The sequence below is a fragment of the Micromonospora sp. ALFpr18c genome (assembly GCF_008868155.1).
In the GTDB taxonomy this organism is placed as follows: Bacteria; Actinomycetota; Actinomycetes; order Mycobacteriales; family Micromonosporaceae; genus Micromonospora.
This window is the reverse complement of sequence record NZ_WBKR01000271.1, coordinates 1-6,432: the sequence shown is the minus strand read 5'-3', so window position 1 is coordinate 6,432 and position 6,432 is coordinate 1. Positions and strand designations below refer to the sequence as shown.

Here is a 6,432-nt window from a genome sequence, read left to right as displayed (position 1 = left end):
CGCACACATGCGGACCGCTCTATGACCAGGGGTGGGGGTGGGCCGGTAGTAGCCTGACCCGCGGACCCCACCCGGGGAGAAACGGTGAGGTGATCATGACGGTGCGTCGGCGCGCGGCGCGGCTCGCGACGATCTGCGGTGTTCTGGGCGGCCTGGTGCTGCTCGGCGCGTCGCCGGCGTTGGCCGACGACGACTCGGTCCGGGTCGCTTCGGCCAGCAGTTTCGCCGCCGGTGGCTCCCCCCAGGGGGTGAATGTCGCGGTGCGCAAGCGCTCCGACGGGTGCGTCGTGCTGCGGACCGCTCTGGGTCTGCATCTCGAGGGTCTCCAGCCGGATCAGGTGGCGGTGCAGGTGAACGCGGGTGGGCGCTGGTTCCCGGTGGCGGTGTCCGGGAATGACGGCAGCGCGGTGACCGCGCAGACGTCGCCGGCGAAGCCGACCCTGTGCAAGGGCAAGGGCATCACGGTGCGGTACCGGGTGGCGTTCGCCGCGGGCGCTCCGGGCGGCCGGCTCGTGGTGACCGGCGTGGGGGCCAGCGCGGCCGGTCAGGAGTTGGGCCGGGGCACCGACACGGCGAAGGTGACCGGTGCCCGGGTCACCCCGTCGCCGACGCCGTCGAAGAAGCCGACCCCGACCCCGAGTCCGACCGAGGCCGCGACGGCCGCTGAGGCGGTGAACCCGGTCGCGCTGGGTCCGACGTCGGGCGCGCCCGACGCGTCGGCGGCCGCCGACGAGTCCGGAGGTGGCTCGCCGGTGATGTTCTTCGGTATCGCGATGGTCGCGGTCGGGCTGCTGCTCATCGTCCTGCTGGTGCGACGCTCCCGGCAGGACCGGCCGCCGGCCGACCGGCCGTCCGGGCCGCTTCCGGGCAACCCCGGCGGCACCACCTACCGCTCCGGCGGTGGGTCGCCGGCCGCGCCCGGTCACCCCGGCTCGGTGTACGGCCAGCAGCCGCCGCCCGGCAGCTACCCGACGGTGCCCGTCCCGCGGCCCACCCCCGGTGGGGTCTACGGGACGCGGCCTGCCGCGACGGAGTCGACTCCGCACGCGACGCAGCCGATGCCGGGTGCGCCGGGTGCCAAGGGGCAGCCCGACGATCCGTCCGACGGCGGAGAGCACACCACGGTCATGCCCCGGCTCCCCGGCTGAGCGGGGCCGGACCCCTCCCCTCCGATACGCTCAGGTTCGGTGGAAACTGCGGCCAAGGAGCGAAACTAGTGTCTGATCTGTCCCGGATTGTGAAGGCGTACGACGTCCGAGGGACGGTGCCGGACCAGTGGGACGAGCGGGTCGCCGAGGCACTTGGAGCCGCGTTCACCCAGCTTCTCAACTCCACCGACGAGCCGGGCGACGCGGTCGTCGTCGGGTACGACATGCGGGCGACCTCGCCCGGGTTGGCTGCCGCCTTCGCGGCCGGCGTCCGCGCCGAGGGCCGTTCGGTGATCGAGATCGGGCTCGCCTCCACCGATCTGCTCTACTTCGCCTCGGGTTCGCTCGACCTGCCCGGGGCGATGTTCACGGCCAGCCACAACCCGGCGCAGTACAACGGCATCAAGATGTGCCGCTCGGGTGCCCGGCCGATCGGCCAGGCCAGCGGGCTCGCCGAGATCCGGGACCGCGCGCAGGCCCTGTTGGACTCGGGTGAATCCCGTCCGGCGGGTGAGCCGACCCGACCGGCCGAGCGGCGTGACCTGCTTCCCGACTACGCCGCGTACCTGCGCAAGCTGGTTGACCTGTCCGGCATCCGGCCGTTGAAGGTCGTGGTCGACGCGGGCAACGGGATGGGTGGGTTCACGGTTCCCACCGTGCTCGGCGACGCGGCACTGTCGGCGCTGCCGTTGGAGATCGTGCCGCTCTACTTCGAGTTGGACGGCAGTTTCCCCAACCACGAGGCCAACCCGTTGGATCCGGCGAACCTGGTTGACCTGCAGCGCGCCGTGGTCGAGCACGGCGCCGAGATCGGGCTGGCCTTCGACGGTGACGCCGACCGGTGCTTCGTGGTGGACGAGCGCGGCGAGCCGGTCTCGCCGTCGGCGATCACCGCGCTGGTGGCCGCGCGTGAGCTGGCGAAGCACCCGGGTTCCACGGTGATCCACGGCATCATCACGTCCAGCGCGGTTCCGGAGATCATCCGCGAGCACGGCGGCAAGCCGGTCGTCGCGCGGGTCGGGCACTCGTTCATCAAGGCGGAGATGGCGCGGACCAATGCCGTCTTCGGTGGTGAGCACTCGGCGCACTACTACTTCCGGGACTTCTGGTTCGCCGACACCGGGATGCTCGCCGCGATGCACACCCTGGCCGCGCTGGGCGAGCAGTCGCTGCCGCTGTCCGTGCTGGCGGGGGAGTACGAGCGCTACGTCGCCTCCGGCGAGATCAACTCGACGGTGGCCGACCAGGCCGCCGCGGTGGCCGACGTGCGGGCCGCGTACGCCGACGCGGTCGTCGACGAGATGGACGGGCTCACCCTGCGTTTCCCCGACGGCGCCTGGTTCAACCTGCGTGCCTCCAACACCGAGCCGCTGCTGCGGCTCAACGTCGAAGCACCCACCCGGGAACGGATGGTCTCGCTCCGGGACGACGTGCTCAACCGCGTTCGCCGATAAGATCGCCTGCGCCGGTCGGCACCGCCGCCGGTCAAGCCGCACACGTGGAAGGAGCCGTGCCATGGCCCTGGATCCGCAGTTGCTCGAGATTCTCGCCTGTCCGGACACGCACCACGCCCCGCTCACCTACGATGCCGAGGCGCAGACGTTGACCTGCACGCAGTGCGGCCGGATCTTCGAGGTCCGGGACGACGTGCCGGTGCTGCTGCTCGACGAGGCGCGTGGCGGCCCCGGGCAGGCATCATGATCGACGGTACGGCCGGGGTCAGCGGTCGTCGCGAAGCCGACGAGGCCCTGCTCGACAATCCGGACGCGCTGGCCGAGCACGATCCGGGCGGCATGCTCCGACACACCGCGTCGGCCGGCGCGCAGGTACGTGAGAGCGCGGCGTTGGCCGCCGAGGCGAATCTGGCGGTGCTGGCCGACGACGGGCGGCCCCGGGCCGTGGTGATCGCGGGCATCGGCACCGCGGGGCGTACCGGTGACGTGCTGGCCACGGTCGCCGGCCCGCGCTGCCCGGTCCCGATCATCGGGCACCGCAGCGCGGGCGTACCCGGCTGGGTGGGTGCCGCCGACGTGGTGATCGCGGTGAGTGCGTCCGGTCGGAGCCCGGAGGCGCTGGGCGCCGCCGAGGCGGCGCACCGGCGGGGTGCCCGGCTGGTCGCGGTGGGTGCCCCGGATTCGCAGTTGCAGTCGATCGCCGAGCAGGCCCGTGCGCCGTTCATCCCGGTGCCCCGGCGCGCGCCGGCGCGGGCCAGCCTCTGGGCGCTCACCGTGCCGGTGCTGCTCGCCGCCCGCTCGCTGGGCCTGGTGAAGGTCAACGAGGCGGATCTGGCGGAGACCGCCGCCCGGCTCGACGCGGACGCCGACCGCTGTCGTTCCGCCGCGGAGTCCTTCGTCAACCCGGCGAAGTCGCTGGCCATGGGCCTGGCCGGGTCCATCCCGATCGTCTGGGGTTCGTCCCCGCTGGCGACCGTGGCGGCCCGCCGGTTCGGTGACACCCTGTCGGCCAACGCCCGCTACCCGGTGGTCACCGGGGCGCTCGGTGAGGCCGGTCGTGGTCGGGTCGGCCTGCTCGACGGCGTGTTCGGTGGTCTGGCCGAGGGGGAGCGGGACATCTTCGCCGACCCGTCGGAGGACGACGGCGAGGGGACCCGTCTGCGGCTGGTGCTGCTGCGCGACGGCGGGCTCAACGCCGAGGACGACACCGACGAACCCTTCGCCGTGGAGGAGCGCCGCGCGGACGCGGTGCAGACCCTCGCCGAGCGTCGCGGGGTGCGGTGTGACGTGGTGACCGCCGAGGGCGGCTCCGCGCTGGAGCGGCTGGCCTCGCTGATCGCGGTGCCGGATTTCGCCTCGATCTACCTTGCTCTGGCCCACGGGCTGGATCCGATGGCCGTACCGGCCATCACCGAGATGAAGGAGCTGTCGAACCAGTGAACGAACGTAGGGGGCGGCGCGTCATGCGCGGACCGGTCGGCTTCGTCGGGCGAAGCGGAGCGGCGGCATGAGCGCCAACGGTGGGACGAGGGCGATCGTCGCCGCTCTGCTGGCCAACGTCGGCATCGCCGTCACCAAGTTCGTCGCGTTCCTGCTGACCGGGTCGTCGTCGATGCTGGCCGAGTCGATCCACTCGGTCGCCGACTCCGGCAACCAGGGTCTGCTGCTGCTCGGTGGCAAGCGGGCCAAGCGCGCGGCCACCCCGGAACACCCCTTCGGGTACGGCCGGGAGCGCTACATCTACGCGTTCATCGTGTCGATCGTGCTGTTCAGCCTCGGTGGCCTCTTCGCCCTCTACGAGGCGTGGCACAAGTGGTCGGATCCGCACGGCATCAGCGAGTGGCAGTGGGTGCCGGTGACCGTGCTGGTCGCGGCGATCCTGATGGAGTCGTTCTCCTTCCGGACCGCGATCAAGGAGTCGAACCACATCCGGGGCAACCAGTCCTGGGTGCGTTTCATCCGCCGGGCGAAGGCGCCGGAGCTGCCGGTGGTGCTTCTGGAGGACTTCGGCGCGCTCGTCGGTCTGGTGTTCGCGCTCTTCGGCGTCACCATGACGCTGATCACCGGCAACGGCGAGTGGGATGCCGCCGGCACCGCGATGATCGGCGTACTGCTGGTGGTCATCGCCGTCGTGCTGGCCATCGAGACCAAGAGCCTGCTGCTCGGTGAGGGTGCCGAGCCGAAGGACCTGGCCGCCATCGAGCACGCCGTCACCGATGGTCCCGAGGTCGAGCGGATCATCCACATGAAGACGCTCTACCTGGGTCCGGAGGAGCTGATGGTCGCCGCGAAGATCGGCGTTCCGGCCTGCGAGAGCGCCCACGACCTGGCCCGCGGCATCAACGCCGTGGAGGCGCGGATCCGTGCCGCCGTGCCGATCGCGCGGGTGATCTACCTGGAGCCGGACGTCTACAGCGTCGCAGCCGCCGAGGCCGGCACCGGTGCCGCCGCCGACACCGCGGTGCCCCAGGCCCAGGACGTGTCGGGCGAGGCGGCCGGGCGGCCCGGGGGCTGACGGGTGGAGCTCCTGTACGGACCGATCCGGGACTACGCCTGGGGGTCGCGCTCGGCGATCGCCCTGTTGCAGGGCCGGCCGGTGCCCAGCGCCGGCCCGGAGGCGGAACTGTGGCTGGGCGCCCACCCGGGCGCCCCGGCCATGGTGGAGCGCGCCGGGCTCCAGGTCAGCCTCTGTGACCTGGTGCGGGACGAACCGGGGCAGTGGCTCGGCCAGCGGGTGTCCGACCGGTTCGGCAATCGGCTGCCGTTCCTGCTCAAGGTCCTCGCCGCGGACGCCCCGCTGAGCCTGCAGGCCCACCCGGACGCCGAGCAGGCGCGGGCCGGGTACGCGGCGGACGCGGAGCGCCCCGAGGCGGAACGCAACTATTCCGACCCGCACCACAAGCCGGAGTTGCTGGTGGCGCTCACCCCGTTCGAGGCGCTGTGCGGCTTCCGGGCACCGGCCGAGTCGGCCGAGGCGCTCGCGGCGTTCGGCGTACCGGTGCTGACGCCGGTGGTGGACGCGTTGCGGGCCGGGCCGGCGGGGCTGCGGACGGCGGTGCGGACGCTGCTCTGCTGGCCGGCCGGGGAGCGCGAGGACCTGCTGTCGGCCGTGGTGGCGGCGCCGGCCGACGGCCCGGACGCGGAGTTGGCCCGCCGGTTGGCGGTCGCCTACCCGGGCGATCCGGGTGTGCTGGTCGCGCTGCTGCTGCACCACCTGCGGCTGGTGCCGGGGGAGGCGATCTGGATGCCCGCCGGCAACCTGCACGCCTATTTGAGCGGCTGTGGCGTGGAGATCATGGCGGCCAGCGACAACGTGCTGCGCGGCGGACTGACACCGAAGCGGGTGGACGTCGACGAGTTGCTGCGGGTGCTGCGTTTCGAGGTGCTCGACGACCCGGTTCGGACGGCGCGGCCGGTCGGCCCGGGGGTGGACTGTTGGCCGGTGCCGGTGGACGACTTCGCGCTGCACCGGGTCCGGGTCGGGTCGGCGGTGCCGTCGGTCACTGTGTTGCTGCCCGGCCCGCGGGTGGTGCTCTGCGCCTCGGGGTCGATCACGGTGGACGACGGGGCGGGTGCGGTGACGCTGGTCTCGGGTCAGGCGGCGATCGGCGACGCGGCCGGCGAGCCGTTGCGGATCGGTGGTGCCGGTGAGGCGTACGTGGCGACGTCGGGGCTGCGCTGACGCGCGCCCGTCGCTACGACACAAGTCCGACTTTCCCGGAATGGCTTGACGCGTCCCTGCCTCAGTGTGACTCTATGAGTACGCAGCGTTATCGCGACGATGGTCCGACGACGTGCGGGGGAACCAAACCGGGGGGATGCGCGGGGCG

The 6,432-nt window shown here is 72.6% G+C and carries 6 protein-coding genes; all 6 read left to right on the top strand.

All coding sequences use genetic code 11. The annotated features are described in order from the left end of the window. The first annotated feature begins 95 nt into the window (after positions 1–95). Positions 96–1,148, top strand: a complete 1,053-nt coding sequence (locus F8271_RS29115) for a hypothetical protein (protein ID WP_151493036.1) — start codon at positions 96–98, stop codon at positions 1,146–1,148. A gap of 68 nt (positions 1,149–1,216) precedes the next feature. Next, on the top strand, positions 1,217–2,602 hold the full coding sequence (locus F8271_RS29110; protein ID WP_151493035.1) for a phosphomannomutase/phosphoglucomutase: 1,386 nt from the start codon (positions 1,217–1,219) through the stop codon (positions 2,600–2,602). Between the two features lie 61 nt (positions 2,603–2,663). After that, positions 2,664–2,849, top strand: coding sequence for a Trm112 family protein (locus F8271_RS29105; protein ID WP_139585754.1), 186 nt, complete (start codon positions 2,664–2,666; stop codon positions 2,847–2,849). Then, entirely contained in the window at positions 2,846–4,042 is a 1,197-nt protein-coding gene (locus tag F8271_RS29100; protein WP_151493034.1) for an SIS domain-containing protein, read from the top strand. The genes F8271_RS29105 and F8271_RS29100 overlap by 4 nt, the downstream gene beginning before the upstream one ends. 67 nt (positions 4,043–4,109) lie before the next feature. Beyond that, positions 4,110–5,117 (top strand): cation diffusion facilitator family transporter, encoded by a 1,008-nt coding sequence (locus F8271_RS29095; protein ID WP_151493033.1) that lies wholly within the window; start codon positions 4,110–4,112, stop codon positions 5,115–5,117. Between the two features lie 3 nt (positions 5,118–5,120). Further along, positions 5,121–6,284, top strand: coding sequence for a mannose-6-phosphate isomerase, class I (gene manA, locus F8271_RS29090; protein WP_151493032.1), 1,164 nt, complete (start codon positions 5,121–5,123; stop codon positions 6,282–6,284). The last annotated feature ends 148 nt before the right edge of the window (positions 6,285–6,432 follow it).